Source organism: Burkholderia sp. BCC0398 (assembly GCF_902833245.1).
Lineage (GTDB): Bacteria > Pseudomonadota > Gammaproteobacteria > Burkholderiales > Burkholderiaceae > Burkholderia > Burkholderia sola.
On sequence record NZ_CADFEM010000028.1, the window covers coordinates 18,765 to 42,398 of the forward strand.

9 protein-coding genes are annotated in these 23,634 nt (G+C 67.7%); 8 read left to right on the plus strand and 1 reads right to left on the minus strand.

Annotated elements, in window-relative coordinates:
* Window positions 1–21 precede the first annotated feature (21 nt).
* The 8 genes from HWX76_RS35190 to HWX76_RS35225 all read left to right on the plus strand — a co-directional run bounded on the left by HWX76_RS35190 (window position 22) and on the right by HWX76_RS35225 (window position 22,518).
* Complete coding sequence (locus tag HWX76_RS35190; protein ID WP_176017056.1) at window positions 22–5,640, plus strand: type I polyketide synthase; 5,619 nt, start codon at window positions 22–24, stop codon at window positions 5,638–5,640.
* Window positions 5,637–10,304, plus strand: coding sequence for a condensation domain-containing protein (locus HWX76_RS35195; protein WP_176017057.1), 4,668 nt, complete (start codon window positions 5,637–5,639; stop codon window positions 10,302–10,304). The genes HWX76_RS35190 and HWX76_RS35195 overlap by 4 nt, the downstream gene beginning before the upstream one ends.
* A gap of 57 nt (window positions 10,305–10,361) precedes the next feature.
* On the plus strand, window positions 10,362–14,723 hold the full coding sequence (locus HWX76_RS35200; protein ID WP_279612916.1) for a thioester reductase domain-containing protein: 4,362 nt from the start codon (window positions 10,362–10,364) through the stop codon (window positions 14,721–14,723).
* Window positions 14,724–15,245: 522 nt separating this feature from the next.
* Entirely contained in the window at window positions 15,246–16,016 is a 771-nt protein-coding gene (locus HWX76_RS35205) for a hypothetical protein (RefSeq protein ID WP_050016603.1), read from the plus strand.
* 443 nt (window positions 16,017–16,459) lie between these two features.
* Window positions 16,460–17,710 carry a DNA repair exonuclease gene (locus HWX76_RS35210; RefSeq protein ID WP_124654927.1) on the plus strand — a complete coding sequence of 417 codons (1,251 nt, stop codon included), beginning with the start codon at window positions 16,460–16,462 and terminating at the stop codon, window positions 17,708–17,710.
* Window positions 17,711–17,713: 3 nt separating this feature from the next.
* Window positions 17,714–21,184, plus strand: a complete 3,471-nt coding sequence (locus HWX76_RS35215; RefSeq protein WP_176017059.1) for a YhaN family protein — start codon at window positions 17,714–17,716, stop codon at window positions 21,182–21,184.
* Between the two features lie 121 nt (window positions 21,185–21,305).
* A complete protein-coding gene (locus HWX76_RS35220) occupies window positions 21,306–21,830 on the plus strand; it encodes an HD domain-containing protein (protein WP_006489846.1) in 525 nt (174 codons plus the stop codon).
* A 10-nt stretch (window positions 21,831–21,840) separates the two neighbouring features.
* On the plus strand, window positions 21,841–22,518 hold the full coding sequence (locus HWX76_RS35225; RefSeq protein WP_050016598.1) for a DUF429 domain-containing protein: 678 nt from the start codon (window positions 21,841–21,843) through the stop codon (window positions 22,516–22,518).
* Between the two features lie 150 nt (window positions 22,519–22,668).
* Here HWX76_RS35225 and HWX76_RS35230 read toward each other — a convergent pair whose 3' ends face one another.
* Window positions 22,669–23,139 carry a hypothetical protein gene (locus tag HWX76_RS35230; protein ID WP_050016596.1) on the minus strand — a complete coding sequence of 157 codons (471 nt, stop codon included), beginning with the start codon at window positions 23,137–23,139 and terminating at the stop codon, window positions 22,669–22,671.
* Window positions 23,140–23,634 lie beyond the last annotated feature (495 nt).

Below are 23,634 nucleotides of genomic sequence, written 5' to 3' on the forward strand. Positions count from 1 at the left end.
CGAACGTCTGGAGTGGTACACATGATCGAGTCCAATCGCGCGGCCGCCGCGCCCCTTACACCCGTGAAGCAAGCGTTGCTGAAGATCGACGCGCTGCAACGCGAACTGGCAGAAGCGCGCAGCGCGATGAGCGAACCGATCGCCATCGTCGGCATGGGCTGCCGCCTGCCCGGCGGCGTGGATTCCGCCGACGCGCTCTGGTCGATGCTCGCGGACGGGACCGACGCCGTCGGCCCGGTGCCGGCCGACCGATGGACCGATGCGATCTACGATCCGCGGCCGGGCCGGCGCGACACGAGCTACAGCCGGCATGGCGGGTTCATCGACGACGTCGATCGTTTCGATGCGGGATTCTTCGGCGTGTCGGAGCGCGAGGCGCCGCACATCGATCCGCAGCAGCGGTTGTTGCTCGAATGCACGTGGCGTGCACTGGAAGATGCCGGCTTTTCGCGGGAAACGATCGCGTCGTACCGAACCGGCGTGTTCGTCGGTTCGTCGGTCGACGACTACGCGCGCGTCAGCGAGAGCGTAGCGGGTGACGCGCTCAGCTATGCGCAGACATCGCTCGGTACCGCGCGGCCCTTCGCGGCCGGACGCATTTCCTATCTGTTCGGGTTTCATGGCCCGGCGTTGCATCTCGACACCGCGTGCTCGTCGTCGCTCGTCGCCGTCCATTTGGCTTGCCATAGCCTGCGTACCCGCGAGTCCGATGTCGCATTCGCGGGTGGTGTCAACCTGATGCTGTCGCCGGAGATGACGATCGCGCTGAGCGAGCTTCAGGCGCTGTCGCCGAGCGGCCGCTGCCGGACGTTCGACGCGGCCGCCGACGGTTACGTGCGCGGCGAAGGCTGCGGCGTCGTCGCGCTGATGCGGCTGTCCGATGCGCGGGCGCAGGGCAGGCCGATCCGGGCGGTGATCCGCGGCTCAGCCGTCAATCACGACGGGCGCAGCAACGGAATGACGGCGCCGAATGGCCGTGCGCAACGCGACGTGATCCGCGACGCGCTCGAGCATGCCGGCGTGTCGCCGGCCGACGTCGACTACGTCGAGGCGCACGGCACCGGTACGCCGCTCGGCGATCCGATCGAGCTGCGTGCGCTCGAGGACGTGTATTGCCGCGACACGAATCGCACCGGCGACCTGTACGTCGGCAGCATCAAGACGAATATCGGGCATCTCGAATCGGCCGCCGCGGTCGCCGGGCTGATGAAGGTCGTGTGCGCGCTGCAGAAAGGTGAATTGCCGCGGCACCTGCATTTCGATACGCCGACCACGCACGTCGACTGGGATGCGAACGGCATTCGCGTGCCGACCGAGCATGCGGCGTGGCCGTCGTCCCGACCGGGCCGGCGTATCGCGGCGATCAGCTCGTTCGGCATGAGCGGCACGAACGCACACCTGATCATTGAGGCATGGCAGGAGACGCGCGCAGCGGAACCCGACGCGGACGTCGCGCTGGCCGGGCACGCGCGTCACGATATCTGGCCGTTGTCCGCCCACACGGCGCCGATGTTGAAACAGGCGATCGAAGACTGCGCGGCGCACGTGCGGGCAGACGCGTCGCTGGCGCCCGACGCGGTCGCCAGCGCGCTGCGTCTCGCGCGCGACAGCCATCGGCATCGCGTGGCGATTGTCGCGGATGCTCGCGACACGCTGCTCGATGCGCTGTCGGACGCGGCGCGGGCCATGACGGTCCGGAGCGGGCAGCCGGGCGGCGCCCGCGACCGGCTTGCGTTCCTGTTTACCGGACAGGGCGCGCAGCGCGCCGGGATGGCTCGACAGCTCTATCGGGATTTCGCGCCGTTTCGCGACGTATTCGACGCATGCGACAGCCATATCGAGGCGCAAGGAGAACTGTCGCTCGTGGACGTGCTGTGGGGCGACCATCAGGACCGGATCAACGAAACGCGTTACACGCAACCGGCGATGTTCGCGCTCGAGGTCGCGCTCGCGCGCTTGTGGATGCACTGGGGCGTCGTGCCGGAGGTCGTGATGGGCCACAGCATCGGCGAGTACGCGGCTGCGTGCATTGCCGGCGTGTTCTCGATCGAGGACGGCTGCCGTCTCGTGACGGCGCGCGGACGTTTGATGGATACGCTCACCGCGCCGGGCCGTGCGCTCGCGGTGTTCGCAAGCGTGCGTCACGTGGCCGATGCGGTGCGCGACTACCCCGGGCGCGTCGCCATCGCCGCGGACAACGCACCGGAGAGCGTGCTGGTGTCGGGCGACCCAGACGCAATCGAGTCGATCGAGCGACTGTTCGCGTCGCGCGGCATCGCGACGAAGGCGCTGGCGGTATCGCGCGCATTCCATTCGCCGCTGATGGAGCCGATGCTCGCCGATTTCGGCGCCGTCGCCGCGACCGTGCGCTATCGCGTGCCTGCGATTCCGATCGTGTCCAACGTGACGGGCCGATTCGAGGCCGAACGCCTGTGCGATCCCGCGTATTGGGTCGAGCATGTCCGGGCCACCGTAGCCTTCCGTGCGGGTGTCGACACCCTGCTCGACGACAAGGTGACGACGGTCATCGAGATCGGGCCTGGCAAGACGCTTTCGAGCCTCGTCTCCGCGTGCACGGCGGAGCGGGCGAATCATCGCAACGTGATTGCGCTGCCGTCGATGAGCAATGACGGGCGCGAAACCGAGCAGTTGCTGCGTGCATTGGCACATGTCTATATGTGCGGTCGTCGTGTCGACTGGCATGCGTACGAGCGCTCCCGAACCGGTGCGCCGATGCGGCAAGCCGCGCGCCGCGGCGTGCTGCCGCCGTATCCGCTCGAAGCGCAGCGTTACTGGGTGAATGCGCGGGAGCCGGCGCAGCGGGCGAACGTGCTGACGAGCGCAACCGGCGCGCGTCGGACCGCCGGTCGCGGCGTGCTGGGCCGGCATCTCGCGATTCCGGCATCGGATCATCTTCGCTACGAGAGCGAGGTGTCCGATCGGCATCTGCCGTTTCTGGGCGGACACCGCGTGCACGGGCAACTCGTTTTTCCGGCGGCAGGCTTCGTCGAGGCGCTGCTCGACGCGGCATCGCGGCGCGATGGCGGCGATACGGAATCCGCGGCCGGCCGCTGGCTGGTCGCGCGTGAGGTGTCGTTCGATAACGCGCTCACGCTGGAGCCCGGCAACGCGGTGACGTTCGGCACGGTCGTGCACGCAGGTGACCCCTCGCATCCGGGCGAAGCAGGCGTGCGGATCGACATTCACGCCTGCCACGACACGGCCGCGTCCCAACCCGAATGGACGTTGCAGTGCGCCGCGCAGATCGGGACGACGCATGGCGTTGCCGACGTGTCGGCCGTGCCGGCGCTCGATGAATGGCGCGCGCAATGCGGCGACGCGTTGCCGGTCGACGGTTTCTACGCGCGCTTGCAAGCGACCGGCCTCGAATACGGTGGCGCATTTCGCTCGATTCGCGCGCTGTCGCGGGGCGGCGACGTGGCGCTGGCCCGAATCGAAATGGAGCCGGACGGCACGGACGACCTCGTCCGCATCGTTCATCCGGCGCTGCTCGACAATGCGTTTCAGACCGTCGCGGGCGCGCTATGGGATGCGGAGCTGAACACCGCCTTCGTGCCGATCGGCATCGAACGGATCGCTTGCATGCCGATACGCGGCGTGCAGGCGGTGTGGTGTGCAGTGCGGGCTCGGGTGAAGCGCAGCGTTGCTACCGCGGATCTCTGGATATACGACGACGCGGGCAGCCGCGTCGCCGTCGTCTCCGGATTGCGGCTGATGGCCGTCGATCCGCGACGGTTTCAGCGGGTCGCGGAGCCTGTCGCGCTGAACACGCTCGTCTGGCGGCTGTTTGCGGCCAAACATGAGGCGGCCGACGCGCGCGCGAACTTCGTGCTGATCGGCAACGGGTCCGCGCTGGACGCGATGCTGGCGCAGGCATGTGAAGACGCTGACAACGCGTGTGCAATCGCGGCGCTGCCGGCGGACGACCTGTTCGACGACGATGCAGGTACCCGGCGCATTCGTGCTGCGCTCGACGATGCACTAGCCGGCCTGGATGCACGACGTACCGTGCTGCTCTATGTGTGGCCGTCGAGAGACGACGCGGAATCAGAAGATGAACTCGCCGCAGTCGGCGCAGCTTACCGGCGCTTCGCGAACCTCTGGCGCGAAGTGCAGTCGGCTCGCTGGCCGCAGGGCACGCCGGCCGTCTGCATCGTGACCCACGCGGCGCAGCACGTACCCGGCATCGACGTGCGCGTAGCGCCGTTTCAGGCGGCGGCCTGGGGCGTCGCCCGCAGCCTGATGCACGAGAGCGGCGACATTCCGGTGTGTGTGGTCGATCTGCCGGCGCCCGATGCGACGTCTTGCGCGCGCGCGCTGACCGCAGTGGCGGGCGCCGCGACGACCGGCGAGACGCAGTTCGTGTCGCATGGCGACGCCGTATACGTCCCGCGGCTCGTCGCACGCGACGCCGGCGCGGCGCAACCGCTTGCGCACGGCGCCTATCTGGTGACGGGCGGCCGCGGTGCAATCGGCACGCGGGTGATCGAGCAGTTGATCCGGAATGGCGTGCCGAAGATCGTGTCGGCCAGCCGCCAGGTCCCGGCCGACAGCGAACGCGCGCGACTTGCGTCGATCGCCGATGCGCACGGCGCGATCGTCGAATTCGTGGCGGCCGACGTCGCCTCGTCCGCCGACATCGACGCGCTCGTCCATGCGCTCGAAGCGGATTCCGCGCACCCTCTCGTCGGCGTCCTGCATGCGGCGGGCACGCTTGACGACGGCCTGTTCGCGACCCAGCCGATGACCGACGTATTGAAGGTGCTCGCGCCGAAGGTCGCGGGAACGTTGAATCTGCATCGCGCGACCGCGCATCTGCCGCTGCGGCACTTCGTGTCGTTTTCGTCGATCGTGGCCTGCATCGGCTCCCCGGGGCAATGTGCATACGCCGCCGCGAACGCCTATGTGGACGCGCTGACGGCCGTGCGCAACCAGGACGGCCTGCCTGGGCACACGATGAACTGGGGCCTGTGGGGCGGCAACGGGATGGTCGATCAGCTCGACGCGCGGCAACTGCGCCGCATCGCATCGTTCGGTCTCAAGCCGATCGAGCCGGACGTCGCATTGCGCGTGTTCGACGCGCTGGTCGCCGAACCCGACGGGCAGACGCAGATCTGGAACGTGGAAGTCGATACGCTGATCAAGCGCAGCCCGAGCCGGGCGATGGGCGCGCTGTTGTCGGAACTCGTGCCGCCAGCGCCGCCGGCGCATCGCCCGGCCGGTACCGGCCCTGGCTTGCGCGAGCGCATCGCGGGGGTGCCGGACGACGAGCGCATGCGATTGCTGCGCGGACACCTGACCGACGCCATCGCCGCGACCCTGCATACGTCGAGCGAGCGGATCGCGCCGGATATTCCGCTGATCGAGCTCGGCCTCGATTCGCTGATGGCCGCGGAATTCCGCAATGCATTGCGCAGCGAGCTGGGCGTCGATGTTCCGTTCGGGCGATTGCTCGAAGGCGCGTCCGTCGACGACGTCGTGCGCACGATCGTGACGACGCTCGACCGCAGCGAGTCGCGGGCGCCCGACGGAACACCCCCATCGCGCGCGGCGGACCGGATCGACGTGGTGTCAGGAGAAGCGACGTTCGGCGTCGAAATGGAAGGAGGAGAGCTGTGAGCTCGATCGAATTCATCAACGAACTGGCGGGGCGCGGCATCGAGCTCTGGACCCAGGACGGCAAGCTGCAATACAAGGCGCCGAAGGGCGCGGTCACACCTTCGCTCGTCGACGAGCTGAAGACCCACAAGGCGACGCTCATCGCGCTGCTCGAGCAATTTGCGGGAACGGCGGGCACCTACCCGCTCTCGTTCGCGCAGAAATCGCTCTGGTCGCTGCATCAGCTCAATCCCGACAGCGCGGCATACAACGTGACGTATGCGACGCGCATCGACGACGATGTCGACCTATCCACGCTGCGCCGCTGCGTCGACTATCTGATCGCACGCCATCCGATCCTTCGCACCGCGTACCGCGTGATCGATGGCGAGCCGCGTCAGCAGGTGGGGTCGCAAGCGCGCGCGCAGTTCTCGGTCGATCGCGTGTTCGCGGCCGACGAAGCCGCGATCCGCCGGTGGATCGACGAAGAGTCGAATCGCCCGTTCGATCTGACGCAATCGCCGATCCGGCTCAAGCTGCTGCTGAACGAGCACGTCGGCGCCGACGCGATTCGCGTGGTGCTGCTGTTGAACGTTCACCATATCGCCGCCGATTTCTGGTCGCTCGAGATCCTGCTCAACGAGCTTCGCACGCTCTACCGTCTCGCCCGCGCGGGCGAGCCGCTGAAGTTGCCGCCGCTGCCGGTGCAGTACAAGGATTGCGTCGAACACGAGCGCGCACGGCTCGACGGCGCGGACGGCGAGCATCTCGCGGCGTTCTGGCGGCGCGAGCTGGCACACGGATTTCCGGTGTTGAGCCTCGCGACCGACCGGTTGCGCCCGCCGCGCAAAACCGAGCATGGACGCGTCTACGATCGGTCGCTCGGCGCGACGCTATCGCAGCAGGTGCGCGACACGGCCCGGCTGCTGCGCGTGACCCCGTACATGCTGCTGCTCGCGGTCTATCAATTGCATCTTCACCTTCACACCGGGCAGGCGCGGGTGATGATCGGCGCACCGACTTCCGGGCGCAATGCGCCGGGCAGCGAGAGCGTGGTCGGTCATTTCGTGAACACGGTCGTGCTCGCGTGCGAAGTCCGACCGGACGATTCGTTCGACGCGCTGCTGCAGCGCACGCGCGAAATGATGCTGCGCGTGCTCGATCACCAGGATTATCCGTTTCCGTTGCTGGTCGATGCATTGCGTCCGGCGCGCGATCCGAGCCGGTCGCCGATCTACCAGGTGATGTACAACTGGAACCAGGCGCGCGGCGATTTCGCCGCCGAAGGCGGGAGCGGCGTGCCGTTCTATCGTGAGCGTCTCGCCGCATCGAGCACCGGTACGCGCGGCGCGACACACGATCTGACGCTCAACGTACAGGATCTCGGTGACGAATACCTGACCGCCTGGACGTTCAATACGGATCTGTTCGACGACGAAACGATCGCGCGATTCGCGAGCCAGTATGTGCATCTCGTCGAGCAGGTGGTGGCTGACACGCGCCGTTCGCTGCACCAGTACACACTCGCGACCGCGCCGATCGACGATGCGCGAAGCCGCATTGCCGCGGCCGACGCATTCGTGCGTCGGGCGGCCGATGCCGAATCCGATATGCAGCGGGATGCGTCGCGCGTGGTGTGGCAATTCGACCATCGCGCGATCAGCGGCGGCGAGGTCCGCGATGCGGTTCGCGCCGTCCGTGCGCAACTGGACGGCCTCGGGATCGGCGTCGGAAAACGCGTCGAACTCCGACTGCAAAGTGTCGCCGAGCGCGCGGTCGCGTTGCTCGCGATCCGCGCCGTCGGCGCGTGCTATACGGTGTCGGGCGACACGGCCGACGCAGTGTGCAGCGGTCGTGGCGACGGTTGGTCCGGCTGGGAGATCGACGCGATAGAAGTGGTGCAGGCGCGCGATGACGCCGCGCGCGGCGACGGCGTTGCCGCAGGCAGCGCTTCTGCGGTCGAGCCGCTGCTCGACTATGTCGGTCAATTGCTCCATCTCGACGCCCACGCAACGGTGCTCGTTCCGCACGGCGCGCATGACTGGCTGTCGGCAGCGGCGCTTGCGCAGGCCGTGCTTGTCGGCGGCACGGCTCGACTGTCCGAGCAGGCCGCCATTGGCGCGCTCGCTTCCGGCGACCCTGCGATCGCGAACAGCGCATACGCGGCACTCGACCGGTTGCTCGCGGACGGCCCGTCGCTCCTGCTGCCGTCGCTTCTGTTGCAACGTGCGGACGTCGCCGGCGTGGGGCGGGCACGCGCGCTTGTCGCGTACGGCGAGCATCCGCAACCGTTGAAGTCGCTCGCCGCGGCCAACCGGATACCCACGGCGGCGTACTTCGTCCCGGTGCAGCACGCGGCTACCAGTTCGGCGCTGTGTGCGTTTGCGGCCGGCCCGGACGGCTGGCAATTGCTGGCGCCGTCGTATCCCGGACGTGTTGCATTCGCGCTCGGATCATCCGGAAGTTTCGCCGATGATCGCCAGGCCGGAAAACTGCATTTCTTCGACGGCGCGTCGATCCGCGCGTCGGCTGCAGGAGCTGCACTCGAAACCGCGCCCCCGGACAGGGCGCTGATACCCACTGGCGTGTCGGTCGTGCGCCGTGGCGGCGACCTGCTGTGCGCCGATCCTTCGTCACGGGTCGCGCGTCACCGGCCCGTGCCGATCGAAATCGGCACGGTCGAACAGGCGATCTCCGCGATCCCCGGTGTGGCCGCCGTCGCCTGTGCATGCGTCGTCCGCGACACGCGGGAAATGCTGGTCGCCTATCTCGTCGCGGATGACGGCCACGTGGATGTGCATGCGCTCGAAAACGCGGTGCGTTCGGCATTGAAGCATGCGTTGCCGGACGCGATGCACCCCGACGCGATCGTGGTGCTCGACCGGCTGCCGCTCGACGTGGGCGGCGCACTCGACGCAGGCGGGCTCCCGCTGCCTCGCGCAAGCGAGCGGGCCGACCGTCGCGCGTCGACCGACATCGAGCGCAAACTCGCGGCGATCTGGGCCGACGTCCTCGGCCAGCCGTCGGTCGGCGTCGATCAGGATTTCTTCGAATTGGGCGGCGATTCGATTCTCGCCGCGGTCATCGTATCGCGGGCCGCGCTCGACGGCATGTATTTGAAGCCGCAGGACATTTTCCTGCATACGAACGTGGCGGACCTGTCGACGTTGGTGCGCGAGACGCCGGGTCTCGATGTCGATCAGGGGCCGGTGCAGGGCGAGACGGTGCTGGGTCCGGCGGCGCAATGGTTCGTCGAGCGCGTCGACGTCGATCGTTCGCACTTCAACCAGGCGCTGCTCGTTCCGCTCGGCGAGACGCCCGACGCGAACATCATGGCCGAGGCGATTCGCGTCGTCATGCGGCATCACGACGTGCTGCGTTCCCGGTTCGTCGCGCACGGCGATGGAATGCGACACATGTTTGCCGGCGACGGCGGCGCCGACGCCGTCGATTTTGCGATCGTCCCGTGTATCGACTCGGCTGGCCGGCATTGCGAACGCATGTGGCGCGATGCGATCGACGCCGCACAGCGCAGCCTCGACCTCGAGGGCGGCCGGCTCATCGCGGTCAGGTGGCTCGAGAGCACCAGCGTGTCGAGCAGCCGGCTGCTGATCGTCGTTCATCACATGGCGATCGACGGCGTGTCCTGGAGCATCCTGCTGCAGGACCTGGCCGATTGCTATCTGCGCTTGCGTGACCGCACGGCGGCGGCGTTGCCGCTGAAGACGAGCTCCGTAAAGGCTTGGGTGGACCAGTGGCTTGCGCTGGCGCAGGGCGACGCGCTCGACGACGACCGTCTCTACTGGCGCAACGTGAACGCACAGGTGCGTGACGTGCTGGATGGGCCGAAGCGGGTGGCGCTGATGCGTCACGGGCTGACCTCGATCGTTCAGCATGCTTATCAGGAATCGTCGCTCAGTTGTGCGATCACGCTCGATGCGGATCTGACGCACGCGTTTCGAACCACGGCGCCGCGTGCTTACGGCACCGACGCGAACGATCTGCTCATCGCCGCGCTGCACGCGGGTTTCCATGCCTGGAGCGGCAGCGATGCGTTGCTGGTGGACGTCGAGGGGCATGGCCGGGATGGCCTCGGCGACGCGATCGACCTGAGCCGCACGGTCGGCTGGTTCACGTCGATCTATCCGGTGCTGATCGATACGCCGGCCACCGCCGCGGATCCGTCGGCGCTCATCAAGTCGGTCAAGGCCCGACTGCGCGAGGTGCCGCGCAAGGGCGCGAGCTATGGCGTGCTGCGCTATCTCGACACGAAACCGCAGGCCGGCGCCGATGCGCTGACGTCGTTTCCGCGCGCACCGATCCTGTTTACCTACCTCGGTCAACTGGAGCAATTGTCGGGACCGTCGTCGCCGCTGTACGGCGGGCCGCCCGAACCGGCGCCGGGCATCCGCAGCCCGCGCCAGCGGCGCACGCACCTGCTGGACGTCGTCGCGTACGTGTCGCGCGGCAGGCTGACCGTGGAGTCCAGCTTCTTCGGGGTGCCGGGCGTCGATGAGAGCATCGGCTGCCTGATGTGCCGCGTTGAAGAGGCGCTGACGATGCTGATTCGCCATTGCAGCGCCGACGGGGTGGGCGGTCTGACACCCGACGACGTTCCTCAACTCGATGTCGACCAGGACGCGCTCGACGCGCTGCTGGAAGAAATCGACGCACTCGAGCGCTGAACGCGGCGGCACGCGATACCGCGCGTTCGTCGAGCATGACCGCACCAGGAATCCAGGATGACCCGAAACGTCGACACCATTTACCCGCTCACGCCTCTGCAGCGAGGCATGCTTCACCATTCGCGACTCGATCCGGCCTCCGGCATCTACGTCGAGCAATTTTCCTGCGTGTTGCATGGCCCGCTGGACCTCGAGCGATTCCGCGGCGCGTGGGAAGCGGTCGTGCATCGCCACGACACACTCAAGACGCTGTTCATTCGCCTGCACGAAGAGAATCCGTTGCAGGTCGTCCGGCATACGGTCGGGTTGCCGTTCGAGGTGATCGACTGGCGCGATCACGCGGCCGACGAGCAAGCCGATCGATTCGATCGATTGCTCGCGAGCGACCGCGCGCGCGGCTTCGATTTCAGCGTCGCGCCGCTGATGCGCGTCACGCTGATCGACCTCGGTCACGAGCGGCATCGGTTCCTGTGGACCTATCACCATGCGATCCTCGACGGCTGGTCGATGCCATTGCTGCTCGGCGAGGTGTTTCAGCGTTATTCCCGCCCGGACGCGCCGCTTCCTGCCATCGCGCGGGACTATCGCGACTACGTTGCGTGGCTGCGCACACGCAATGGCGACAGTTCGCTCGACTATTGGCGCGATCTGTTGCGCGGCTATCGCAGGCCGGCAGGATTCGCGCCGTCGGTATGCCCTTCGCCGGCGAACGGTGCCACAAGCGGCGCCGACACGCGCCGCACGCTGTCGGTTCGGGCCGACACGATGCCGGCCGGATGGATGGAGGCGGCCGGCCGCGCGTGCCGCGTCGCCCGGGTGACACTCAATACGCTGTGCCAGGGTGCGTGGGCGATGCTGCTTGCGCGCTACGGCGGTTGCGACGACGTCGTCGGCGGCATCGTCGTATCGGGACGTGCGGCAGAAGTGGACGGCATCGAACGCATGGCCGGCCTGTTCATCAACACGCTGCCGTGGCGTGCGACGCTCGACGGCGAGCTCGATACGGCCGACTGGTTGCGACGCTTGCAAGCCGATACGCAGCGCCTGGAACAGCATGCGCACAGCGCACTCGCGGACGTATTGAAATGCAGCGAAGTGCCGCGCCAGCAATCGCTGTTCGACACGCTTTACGTATTCGAGAACTATCCGGGCCGGGATGCGTTCGACCGGCTCGCGGCGAGTTGCGGGTGGCGGATCGACGACCCGCGCGCCGTCGAGGAAACGAGCTATGCGCTGGCGCTGATCGTATTGCCGACGGATACGCTGACGTTTCAGTTGACCTACGACACGGCCCGCTTCGACGCGGCGTTCATTGAACGCATGGCGTCGCAGTACCGCGGGCTCCTCGAAATCCTGGCCGACGCGACCCCGCGAAAAGTGCGCGATCTCATGCTCGATGCGCGACCGTCGACGGGTACCGGCGGCGCGCCCGACGCATCCGCACACGCATCGATGGGCGACGCGACGTTGTCGGCGCATATCGCCGCGCATGCCGCACGCACGCCGGATCGAATCGCCTTTGCCCGGTTGGACGGGCGCGAGTCGCCGGGCGGCGCGCACGGCGTCACCTATGGAACGATGGCCGATCGCGTGCAGCGTGCCGTTCATCAATGGCGGCGTTTCGGCTATCGGCCGGGCGAGCGCGTGCTGATTGCATGCGACGACCCCGTCTCCGGGCTGGTCTTGCTGCTGTCCGGGCTGACGTATGGCGTCGATTGCGCGATGACCGATCCGAATCTGCCGTCGGCCGCGTTCGATGCGCTCGTCGACGGCAGTTGGTCGCCGGAACCGCTGCGAAGCTGCGTGACGACCGCGCAGCATACGCCGTTGACCGGCGTCATGTGTTACGTATTCGACGAGCAGGACCCGATGTACGGGCAAATCGACGGTGCGCTCGACGATTGTTCAGATCCGGTACAGGGCGCATGTTCGTTGCTGCGGCGCGATGTCGATGGCGATTGGCATGTCGTGCGCTATACGCACGCCCAGCTTGTCGAAGCCGCGCGCGCGTTCGGCGCGACGTTACCGGCCGGTGCATCGCGGGATGTTGCGCTCGGCGACGGGCCGCTGTCGCATACGGCGTTGTGGACGGTACTGGGTGCACTGAGTGCCGGGCTGTCGCTGCACCAGATCGCGAGCGCCGGCGATCCCGCGTTTCTGCGGCGAGCGGCGTCTCCGGATGCGCACTGGCACGGTATCGTCCTGAGTCCGGAAGCGACGCGTCATATCGTCCGCGCCGCGTCGATGCTGTCGGCCGGCGCGCTTCGCACCGACTGGGTCATGGCCGATGCACGCTCATTGACGCGTGCGGACGCCGCGAGACTCGCCGAGCTCGCACCCGGCGCGAAACGTTTCCGGCAATTGTGCTGGCCTGCGTGGTCGCTCCCGCATGCGGTGTCGTCGGCCGATGGATTCGATCGCGTCGAATCGGGCGTGGTATCGGCCAATGAATCCGTGTTCGTCGCCGACACCCATCTGAACCCGGCGGGTGGGGACGCGCTCGGTACGCTCGTCGTGTCGGGGCATTCGGTGCCCGATCTGATGTTGCGCAACGGCAAGCCGGACCGCGACAGCCTGACCGTCACGCGCAACGGTACGTGGTTGCGCACGACGCTGGACGCGTGGCACACCGAGCATGGCTGTCATACGTGGCTGCCCGACCGAAGCGCGTGTTCCGACGAGACGACGGCGGATTGGCTCGATTTCGAGGCCGACGTCGCACGGCAGGCGGGCGTCGATGAGGTGGCGCTCGTCGAGCGGATCGCCGAAAGCGGACAATGGGACCATGCGCTGTTCCATCAGGACGCGACGGCCGACGCCGCGGACATCGTGCGCCGACTGGCCGGGCTGCGCGGCGTGCCGGCACTGTCCGCCGGCGCAGTCGTCGCGCTCGCCGCCCTGCCGCGTTCCGCGAAAGGCAGGATCGACCGCGTCCGGCTGCTTTCCGGTGACGTCGAGGTTCGCCGGCATGGTCGCCATGCGGCGCCTCGCGACCTGGTGGAAACGGCGATCCACGACATCTGGTGCGTGTTGCTCAAGCAGCCGCGTATCGGCATTCACGACAATTACTTCGATCTCGGCGGGGATTCGCTGCAAGCCACCGTGATGCTGTATCAGATCGGCGAGCGGCTTCAGCACCCGATCGACATGGAAACGCTGCTGGCCGCGCCGACGATCGCCGGCCTGGCCGCCAGTATCGCGAATGGCGATGTGCGTCGCGATACGCCGGCCGTCGATTTGCCGGGCGAAGCGCGGCTCGACCCGGCGATCGGGACACGGCAACCGTATGCATGGCGCCCGTATCGGACGGTGTTGCTCACGGGCGCGACCGGATTCCTCGGCGTGCACCTGCTTCATACGCTGCTCGCGACGACCGACGCACGCGTGATGTGCGTGGTGCGCGCCGACGATCCGGCCGCCGGCGTGCGACGTATCGAGGCCGCGATGCAGTCGCACGGCTTGTGGGACGCGCAGCACCGCGATCGGATCGTCGCCGTGCCGGGCGATCTCGGCGAACCGAACCTGGGCTTGTCGGCGGCTGCATTCGACGCGCTCGCACGTGAAATCGATGCGATCTACCACAACGGCGCGCTGGTCAACTTCGTTTATCCGTACGCAACGCTGAAGCAGGTCAACGTGCTGGCGACTCAGGACATCGTCAGACTGGCGAGCCTGCATCGCGTGACGCCGATTCACTACGTGTCCACGGTCGGCACGCTGAACCGTTATTCGGATGCGTTGCCGGAAACGCTCGCGGTGCCGTTCCACGAACACCTGACGAGCGGCTATGAACAGAGCAAATGGGTCGCCGAGCAGTTGCTCGCGCAGGCGCACGCGCGCGGCGTTCCCGTCACGGTCTATCGTCCGGCGCGGATCGTCGGGCATGCGGTGAGCGGGCGGATGAACCTGGACGATCTGTTCTGTCGATTGATCAAGGGCATCATCCTGTTTGGAAAGGCGCCGCGCGACGTCGGGTTCGACAACATCCTGCCGGTCGACGTCGTCAGCCGGATCATCGTACGCGCGTCGCTCGACCCGACTGCCGCGGGGCAGGGCGTACATGTGATCAACCCGCGCTGGAACTCGCTGGACGCGCTGGTCGATTTCATCGAAGACGAAGGCTTCGCGATCGAGCGGGTGAGCTACGACGCGTGGCTCGCGGCATTGGCCGAGCATGTGCGGCAGGACCCGGCGCATCCGCTTTCGATGCTGATTCCGGTGCTCAAGAAATTGAATCCCGTTGCGGATCCGACGGTCGGGCGCATTCTTCCGATCGACGTCACCCAACTGAAGCGGCTCGCGGGCGACGTGCTCGCATCGAGTCTGCGTCCGGCCAACGACTGGTTGCGCACGTTCTTCGATTACTTCTACGAAGACGGTTTTCTCCAGCAGCCGGATGAAAAGCTGGTCACCGCATGAGGGGCGGTTCGCCGGTGAGACCGCGCGCGAGACGATGATCCGAGGTCGGCGCCGTCGGATCGCGACGACCGACGTCGTCGAATAGTCGATGCCGGGACGGGGGGCCGCCGTCGTCCCGGTTACCGCATTGCCCGAGAGCGATACGTTGCCTTGTTGCAAGTCGTGCCGGCATCGAAACGTTATCTGCCGACTGTATTCGCGGATCGCGAGCGGTTGAAGTACCGAGCTTTGACGATGCACCCGCGCAGGGTCGCCCGGCAGCAACGCGCCCATCGGTGAGAAAATACCTCCAACGAATATCACCGAAGTGCCGCGCTCGATCAATCCCGGATCGACGGCCGACCCCTGCCCAATGCACGCGCGCCATGCTTAAATAGCAGGGCTCCCGACCGCCGGTCGCCGCGATGGCAGCGCCGGTCGGCACGGGCCAGCATGTCCGATCGACACCGTGACGACAGACGATACAAAAACACCGTTCCGGCGCGCCCGGCGCGGTCCGATAACATTCCGAGGCATCACGTCATGACCATTCTGTTCCGTCTTCTCGCGCTCGCCTGCGCGCTGTGGCTGGCCGCCTGTGCGGCGCCGCCCCCGCCGCCTTCCAGTACCACCGCGTCCGCTCCCGCACCGGATGCCAGCGAGCGCCGCGGGCTCGGCACCGCGTGGGGCGAGTCGGTGCGATCCGAAACCCGGCAGGTCGAATTCGAACGCGCGGATCCGGCGAATCCGACGGATCTGGCGTCGGTTTACTACAACGACGTGCTGCCCGGCCATCTTCCCGCGTCGCAGGTGCGTCGGCTGCCGACCCGCGTCGCGCTCGCGAACGGCGACATCGCGCTGTCGTTTACCGACGAGAAGGGCGCGCCGCTGCGACTCGCGCGCCGCGACGGCCGCTGGCACATGGCGGGCGTCGAGGGATCGCGCTACATGATCGTGTTGCGCAACCAGGGGCGGCGCGCGTTCGAAGTCGTGTCGACGGTCGACGGGCTCGACGTGCGGTCGGGGCGGCCGGGCAGCTATACGAACGGCGGCTACGTGCTGTATCCGGGCCGCACGCTGACGATCGAGGGCTTCCGCAAGAGCCGCGACGAAGTTGCCGCGTTCCGCTTCGCGGCCGTGCCCGACAGCTATGTCGCGAATTCGAAGTACGGCGATGCCGCGAACGTCGGCGTGATCGGCGTCGCGCTGTTCGCGCAGAAGGAGAGCGACGAGGACGCGCTGCGCCGCAGCGCGAATCCGTTTCCCGGCAACGACAACGGCTATGCGCCGCCGCCGGTCCCGCGCGGCGAGTGAGCGCAGGTAGCCGGGCGCTCGCGTGCATCGTGACGCACGCGGGGCGAGCCTGTGTGCTTTCCTGCTGCCCGTTCAACGCCGTTCCCGTTTGGTTTCGCCCGACACACGATTCGGCGCGCGTCCGCGCTATTGGGCGATCGCGCGGCCATCATGTCGTGCGCTGCCCGTTCTTCAGCGGCGCGGTATCGCCGTCGCTCGCTCGTGCTGCGGCACAATGTCGGTTCGCATCGGTATCGCGTGCTTCCCCGTCATCCCGACCGACGGAGAGCGCATGTCGTTACCCGCTTTCAGGTACCATCCCGACCCGCTTGCAGCGGGCAGCATGATCCGGTCCGACGCGTGTCGCATGTGCGGCGGCAAGCCCGGCGGCTATCGGGACGACGCATGACGGCACGGCCCGTGCGAGCGGCGTCGCCCGTTCGCCATGAAACAGAGGAACCTTCGTGAAGTTCATCCACGCGGCAGACATTCACCTTGACAGCCCGTTGCACGGCCTGAGCGCGTATCCCGACGCGCCGGCCGCGCAGTTGCGCAACGCGTCGCGCGAGGCGTTGCGGCAACTCGTGGATCGTGCGATCGAAGAGGAAGTCGCGTTCCTCGTGATCGCGGGCGACCTGTACGACGGCGACTGGAAGGATCACAACACCGGCATCTTCTTCGGCCAGCAGATGGGGCGCCTGCGCAAGGCCGGCATCCGCGCGTTCGTCCTCGGCGGCAACCACGATGCCGAAAGCGAGATGACGAAGAAGCTGACGCTGCCCGACAACGTCACCGTGTTCGGCCACCGCAAGCCGGAAACCGTCAGGCTGCCGGAATTCGACGTCGCGCTGCACGGCCAGAGCTTCAAGGACAAGGCCGTCGTCGACAATCTCGCGATCGGCTATCCGGACCCGGTGCCCGGGCACTACAACATCGGCGTGCTGCACACGGCGCTTGAAGGCTACGCGGCGCATGCGAACTACGCGCCATGCACGCTGGCCGAACTGCACGCGAAAGGCTACGACTACTGGGCGCTCGGCCACGTGCACGAATTCCAGCAATGGACGGGCTCCTCCACCGTCGTGTTTCCCGGCAACCTGCAGGGACGTCATATCCGCGAGACGGGCCGGCGCGGCGCGGTGCTCGTCACGGTCGAGCAAGGCAGGACGCAGGTCGAACGTCTGTATCTCGACGTGCTGCGCTGGGAAGCCGTGTCGGTCGATGCGTCCGATTGCCTGTCGGTGGCCGATCTGTCGCGAAAGATCGGCCAGTCGCTGGAGGCGCTGTTGACCGTCGACGGCCACGTGCCGCGCGCGGTGCGCGTCACCGTCACGGGGCGCACGCCCGCGCACGGCCTCTTTTTCGGCCGCGCGCCGCAGTTGCGTGCGGAAGTGCTGAACCAGATCGGCATCATCGGCAACGAGCGGCTGTGGCTCGAGAAGGTCCGGCTCGCGACGTCCGCTGCCGATCATCAGCCGGGCGAGAGCGAGCAACTTGAAGCGCTGGAGGACCTGAAGCAGATCCTGGCCGATGCCGCGCACGATCCGGATTTCCTCGCGCTGCTCGAGCGCGACCTGAAGCCGTTCGTCGGCAAGGTCCGCAGCGACGTGAAGGAGGACGTGCCGTTGCTGACGATGGCGCGGGCGGGCGAGCTGACGGCGCTGGTCGAGCAGGTCGGGCCCGCGTTGCTCGCGCGGCTCGCGAGGGGGGAATAAGCGATGCGCATCAGTCAGCTCGATCTGATCAAGTACGGCAAGTTCACCGACGAGACGCTGCGGTTCCCGTCGGCCGCCGAGGATTTCCATGTGATCGTCGGGCCGAACGAGGCCGGCAAGTCGACGATTCGCACGGCCGTGTCCGAGTTGCTGTTCGGGATGAAGCTGCAGACGCCGCTCGATTTCCTGCACAGCACGCCCGAGTTGCGGATCGGCGGCGTACTGGAGAGCGGCACGGGCGAACTCGCGTTCCACCGTGCGCGCGGGCGCAGTCCGTTGCGCACGCCCGCCGACGACAAGCTGCCCGACGACTATCTGGCGTCGATTCTCGATGGCGCGACGCGCGAATTCTTCGAGCAGATGTTCGGGCTCGATCACGGGCGGCTGGTCGATGGCGGCCGCAGCATTCTCGATGCCTCGGACAAGCTCGGCCAGGTGCTGTTCGAATCGGCTGCCGGGGTGGGCAGCCTCGGGCCGGTGCGCGAGGAACTCGACGCGCGCGCGCTCGAATTGTGGGCGCCGCGTCGCAGCGGTAGCGCGTTCGCGCTGGCCGAAACGGCATTCAACGAAGCGGTGGCCGAGCTGAAGACGGTCCAGGTGCGCACGCGCGACTGGGTCGATCGCAAGGACGCGCGCGAAGCGGTCGAGCAGCAGATCGAGCAGGCGCGCGCGGAACAGCGCCGGCTCGAAGCGCTGCGCTCGAAGCTCGAACGCGTGCGGCGGCTCGCGCCGTACCTGAAGGAGCTGACGGTCAAGGACGCGGCGCTGGCCGAACTGGGCGCGGTCGTCGAGTTGCCGCCGACCGCGTATGCGGATCTGCTGAAGGCGCAGGGCGATCTCGCGGCCGAGCGGAAGGTGCTCGAGGAACGGCGCGCCGACCTGCTCGCGAAGCGGCAGGCGCGCGACGCGATTGTCGCGGACGCCGACACGCTGGCGCTCGAAGCCGATATCGAGGCGCTCGATCGGCTGCGCGGCGCATGCATGAATCACGCGCAGGATCTGTTGCTGCTCGGCGCGGACGTCGAGCGGCACCTGTGCGCCGCGTCGTCGGCGGCCGCGCAGCTCGGCTGGCCGACGGACGAGGCGTCGCTGCGCGCCGCGTTGCCGACGGCGCTGTCGCTGAAAACCGTCGCGAACCTGCTGCGCGAACATGGCGCGCTGCACCAGGCGCTTGCCGGCGCGCGCGAATCGCTCGACGAACGCACGCGCGAACTGGCGCAGGTCCGCGAACAACAGGCGCGCCTGTCGACCGTCGACGTGCCGGAAGCGTTGCGCGCGGCGCTGGCCGATGCGCAGGGTTTTCGCAACAGCGGCCCGCGCGAGCAGGCGCTCGCGCACGACATCGCGGCTGCCGAACGCACGCTGTCCGGCGCGCTCGATGCACTCGGCCAATGGCGCATGCCGGTCGACGCGCTGCGTGCGCTCGACGTGCCGTCGGCGGCGCGGCTTGCCGCGCTGCTCAAGGAAGACAGCGAACGCGCGAGCGCCGTCGCTGCCGCGCGCGACGCGCGGGACGGTGCGCTCGAAGAGCTCGAGCGGCTTGAATTGCAGGAAAGGCATTTCGCGGAGAACCACAAGGTCGTCACGACCGCCGACGTGCTGGCGGCACGCGCGCGTCGCGATGGCGCGTGGGGCGATATCCGCCGCGGCGCCGTCGATCTCGTGACGGGCGCACCGGCGGTCGACGACGCGATTCGTCTCGCGGACGAACTCGTCGATGCACAGCTCGGCGCGACCCAGGCCGCGGCGACGCTGCAGTCGCTGCGTCAGCAGGTCGAATCCGCGCGTGCGGGCGTGGCGCGCCGGCAGGCCGCGCTCGACGAACGCGAGCGCGAACGCGCCGCGCATCGCGACGCCTGGGCCGCGCTCGCGACGGCGGCCGCGGTGCCCGGCATGCCGCTGGCGGCGATGGGCGACTGGCTGGCGAAGCGCGACGCGGTGTTCGCCGCGCAGGCCGATCTCGATCGCCAGCGCCGCGAATTCGACACGATGCGTGCTGCCCGCGCCGGCGCGGAAGCCGCGCTGCGTGCGGCGCTGTCGACGGTATCGCGAGGCGGCGAGTCGGACGGGCTGGCCGCGCTCGTCGCCGTTGCCGAGACCTTCGTCCAGTCGGCCGAGAAAGCGGCCGCACGAAAGGACAGTCTCGACGATCGCGCGCGGGAAGCCGAACGCGGGTGCGCGACCGCGCAGTCGCGGGCCGACCTTGCACAAGCGGCTTACGACGCGTGGCAAGCGCAATGGCGCGACGCGCTGACCGACGCGAAACTGTCCGCGAGCGCGACGACGCTGGCCGCGGCGGAAGGCGCGCTCGGGCTCGCGAACACGGTGACGGCCGAACTGGCCGATGCCGACGCGCCGCGCAACCGGATCGCCGCGATCCGCGCTGAGCTGGCCGCGCTCGAGGCCGGCGCGCGGCGGCTTGCCGAAGCGCTCGCGCCGGAATGGCTGGCGAGCGGCGACTGGCCGGACGTGGCGCGCCGGCTGACGATGCGCCTCGCGGCCGCCAGGGAAGTCGCGCGGGCGATCGATCGTGCCGACGAGGCCGTGCGGCAGGCCGACGCCAAGGTCGCGGACGCGGCCGCCGCGGTCGCGGGCGCCGATGCGCGCATCCAGCCGCTGCTGCAACTGGCCGGCGTCGCGTCGATCGACGCGGCGCTGCCGTTGGCCGAGCGCTCGGATCGGCAGCGCGAGCTTCGGCAGGCGGTCGATGCCGCGCATGAAGCGCTGGTGCGCGACGGCGACGGGCTGTCCCGGTCCGCCGTCGAGGCCGAGGTGGCGGAACAGGACATTGCCGACGTGCCCGCGCATCTCGAAGCGGTGAAGCAGTCGCTCGGCGATGTCGGCAAGCGGCTGAACGAGCTGGCGCAGCAGCAGGTCGTGGCCGACCAGGCGTTCGGCGCGATCGACGGCCAGGCGAACGCGGCGGTTGCCGAGTCGAAACGGCAGGAGGCGCTGGCGGCGATGGGCGACGCGGCCGAACAGTATCTGGAGGCAGCCACCGCGAGCCGCTTGCTGAAGTGGGCGACGGATCGCTACCGCGACCAGAAGCAGGGGCCGATGCTCCGGCGCGCGGGCGAGATTTTCGCGGGGCTCACGCTGGGCGAATTCGCGAAGCTGACCGTCGATACCGAGCGGGCGCCGCCCGCGCTGTATGCGCGCCGCACGAGGGGAACGTCGGTCGAGGTCGCCGGGCTGAGCGAAGGGACGCGCGATCAGCTGTTCCTCGCGCTGCGGATCGCGGCGCTGGAGTTGCAGCTCGGCAGCCGCACCGCACTGCCGTTCGTCGCCGACGACCTGTTCATCAATTTCGACGATGCGCGCGCGAAGGCGGGGCTCGATGCGCTGCGCGATCTGTCGACGCGCACCCAGGTGCTGTTCCTGACGCACCACGACCACCTGCTGCCGCTCGTGCGGGACGTATTCGGCGCGCGGGTCAACGTGGTCGAGTTGCAGCGCGCGCCGGCCGGCGCGTGATGCGCGGTATGCCGGAGGGTCGGTGCGCGGGAAGGGTCATCGCGTACAGGTAGTATGAGTAGTTCCGAAACGCATGCGGCCGGTTCAACGGTCGCGGGTCTGGCCACACGAGGGGGGGAATATGAAGAAGCTGGTAGCCGCGATTGCGTTCGCGGCGGACAAGCATCGCAATCAGCGGCGCAAGGACGAAGAGGCGTCGCCGTACATCAATCATCCGATCGCGCTCGCCGACGTGCTGGCCAACGAAGCCGGCGTCGAGGACGAACGCGTGATCGTCGCGGCGGTGCTGCACGACACGGTCGAGGATACGGAGACGACCGAGCAGGAATTGCTGCGGCTGTTCGGCAAGGACGTGGCGGACATCGTGATGGAAGTCACCGACGACAAGTCGTTGCCTAAGGAAGAACGCAAGCGTCTGCAGGTCGAACACGCGGCCACCATCAGCCGGCGCGCGAAGCTCGTGAAGCTGGCCGACAAGATCTGCAACCTGCGCGACATCGCCCGGCATCCGCCCGCGGACTGGCCGCTCGAACGCAAGCAGGCGTACTTCGACTGGGCGAAGTCGGTCGTCGATCCGATGCGCGGCGTCCATCCCGGTCTCGAGGCGATCTTCGACACCGCGTACGCCGCGCGGCCGGCGGACTGACGCACGCGTTATGCGATCGGCCCGATCCGCCGCACGGCAATCGGCTGCCGTGGCGGGCGTCGACGTCGGCGGCGACAGGAAGCTGTGCGATCTCGTGATCCTGCGTGGGTCGACGGTCGTCTGCCGGGAAGCGCGGATCGTGCCCGAGTCGCTGCCCGCCCTGTGCCTCGCTCATGATGTCGTCGCCATCGGCGTCGACGCGCCGAGCCTGTGGTGGGCGGGGAGCGGCCGCCGCGCGGCCGAACAGGCGCTCGCGCGTGAACGGATCTCGTGCTTTCCGACACCGTCGCGGGCGCAGGCCGTCGCGAGCACGTCAGGCTTCTTCGACTGGATGTTCATGGGCGAGCGCGTCTACCGCGCGCTCGCCGGCGCCTATCCGCTGCTGACCGACGCGCGCTACGCGGGCGGACGCGTGAGCTTCGAAACCTATCCGTATGCGATTACCTGCGCGATGCTGGGCAAGGCCGTGGCGTCGGCGAAGCAGAAGCGCAACCAGCGCCGGCACTTGCTGGAGCGGCTGGGCATTGACGTATCGACGCTGCGTTCCGTCGATGCGCGCGACGCGACGCTGTGTGCGTTGACCGCGCAATACGTGATCGACGGGAACGCGCATGCGTACGGCGATGCGGCGGGCGGATACATCCGTGTGCCGATGGTGAGCGAGACGATCGTGCTCGATTCGCCGTAGGAGTGGCGTGTGGCTCTGCGCGGGATGATGGCGATCGCAGGGGGCGTTTCGTGAGGGGATGCGGCAGGCCCGGCGACGAAGAGGTCAGCTAGCGACTGTCGGCGGGCGTGGCGCGACGCCTCTGCATCGCGCGATTTCGGGTAAGCCTGCTCAATTCTCGAGGATGGATTTCGGCACGCTGGACAGGTCGCAGGCTTGCGCGTGTTCGAAGTAGCTGTCCGCATCGTCGATCATCACGACCGCGACGTCGATCAGCTCGTCCAGCCGTTGCAGCAGCGATTCGCGCCACTCGATGTCTTCGTCGCGTTCGGGCGCCTTGTCCAGCTGCTCGATGATCGAGTCGGCCGTCTGCAGGAACGGAATGGCCTGCTGATAGTTTTCGATCGAGACCAGCGCCGCATTGCGTGCGCCGACGAGCCGCTCGCGATGCGTGTCGGCCAGTTCGGATTCGCCGCTGATGCGCGGCAACATGTCCGAGATGCGTTGCAGAAGCGGCGGCACCTGTTCTTCCAGCAGGATCGCGCGTTCGCGCAGTGCCGCATATTCGTCGCGAAGGTCGCTGTCGCCGGATTGAGTCGTGCTGTCCATCATCAATATGAGTGCGTGGTTCGGTCGCGGCATGATACTCGACCGCGCCCGTTTCCTTGCTTGTTCCGCGTCCTCTTATATAGAAGGGAAGCGGCGCCTTCGTCATATCTTTGGAGGGCGGCGGGCGTTGCGTTTTACGGTCCGTCGAGCCTGAAGCCTCCGTGCGCGTCAGCGCACGGAGGCTTTTTCAAACTTTCTTCACAAAGGGCTTGCGCGGATAGGGGCGGATGCATAGAATCACGCCTCTTTCGCGCTAACGGAAACGCGGCGCGGGAGGAAGGGAAGCGGTGCTGTCGGGTTCGGGATGTAGCGAGCCTTGGCGGTACAGGAAGTTGAGCCCCGCAGTCGCAACGATGTAGTGTAAAAAGTTGTTGACGATCTGCGAAACACGGTTCATAATCTCGCTTCTCTGCTGCTGAAAACGCGGCGCTGCCGGGAAACACGAAGTTCCTCGCAGAATGCTCTTTAAAAATTAACAGCCGATAAGTGTGGGCGCTTGATGAAAGCGAGCTGATCCTCGGATCAGAT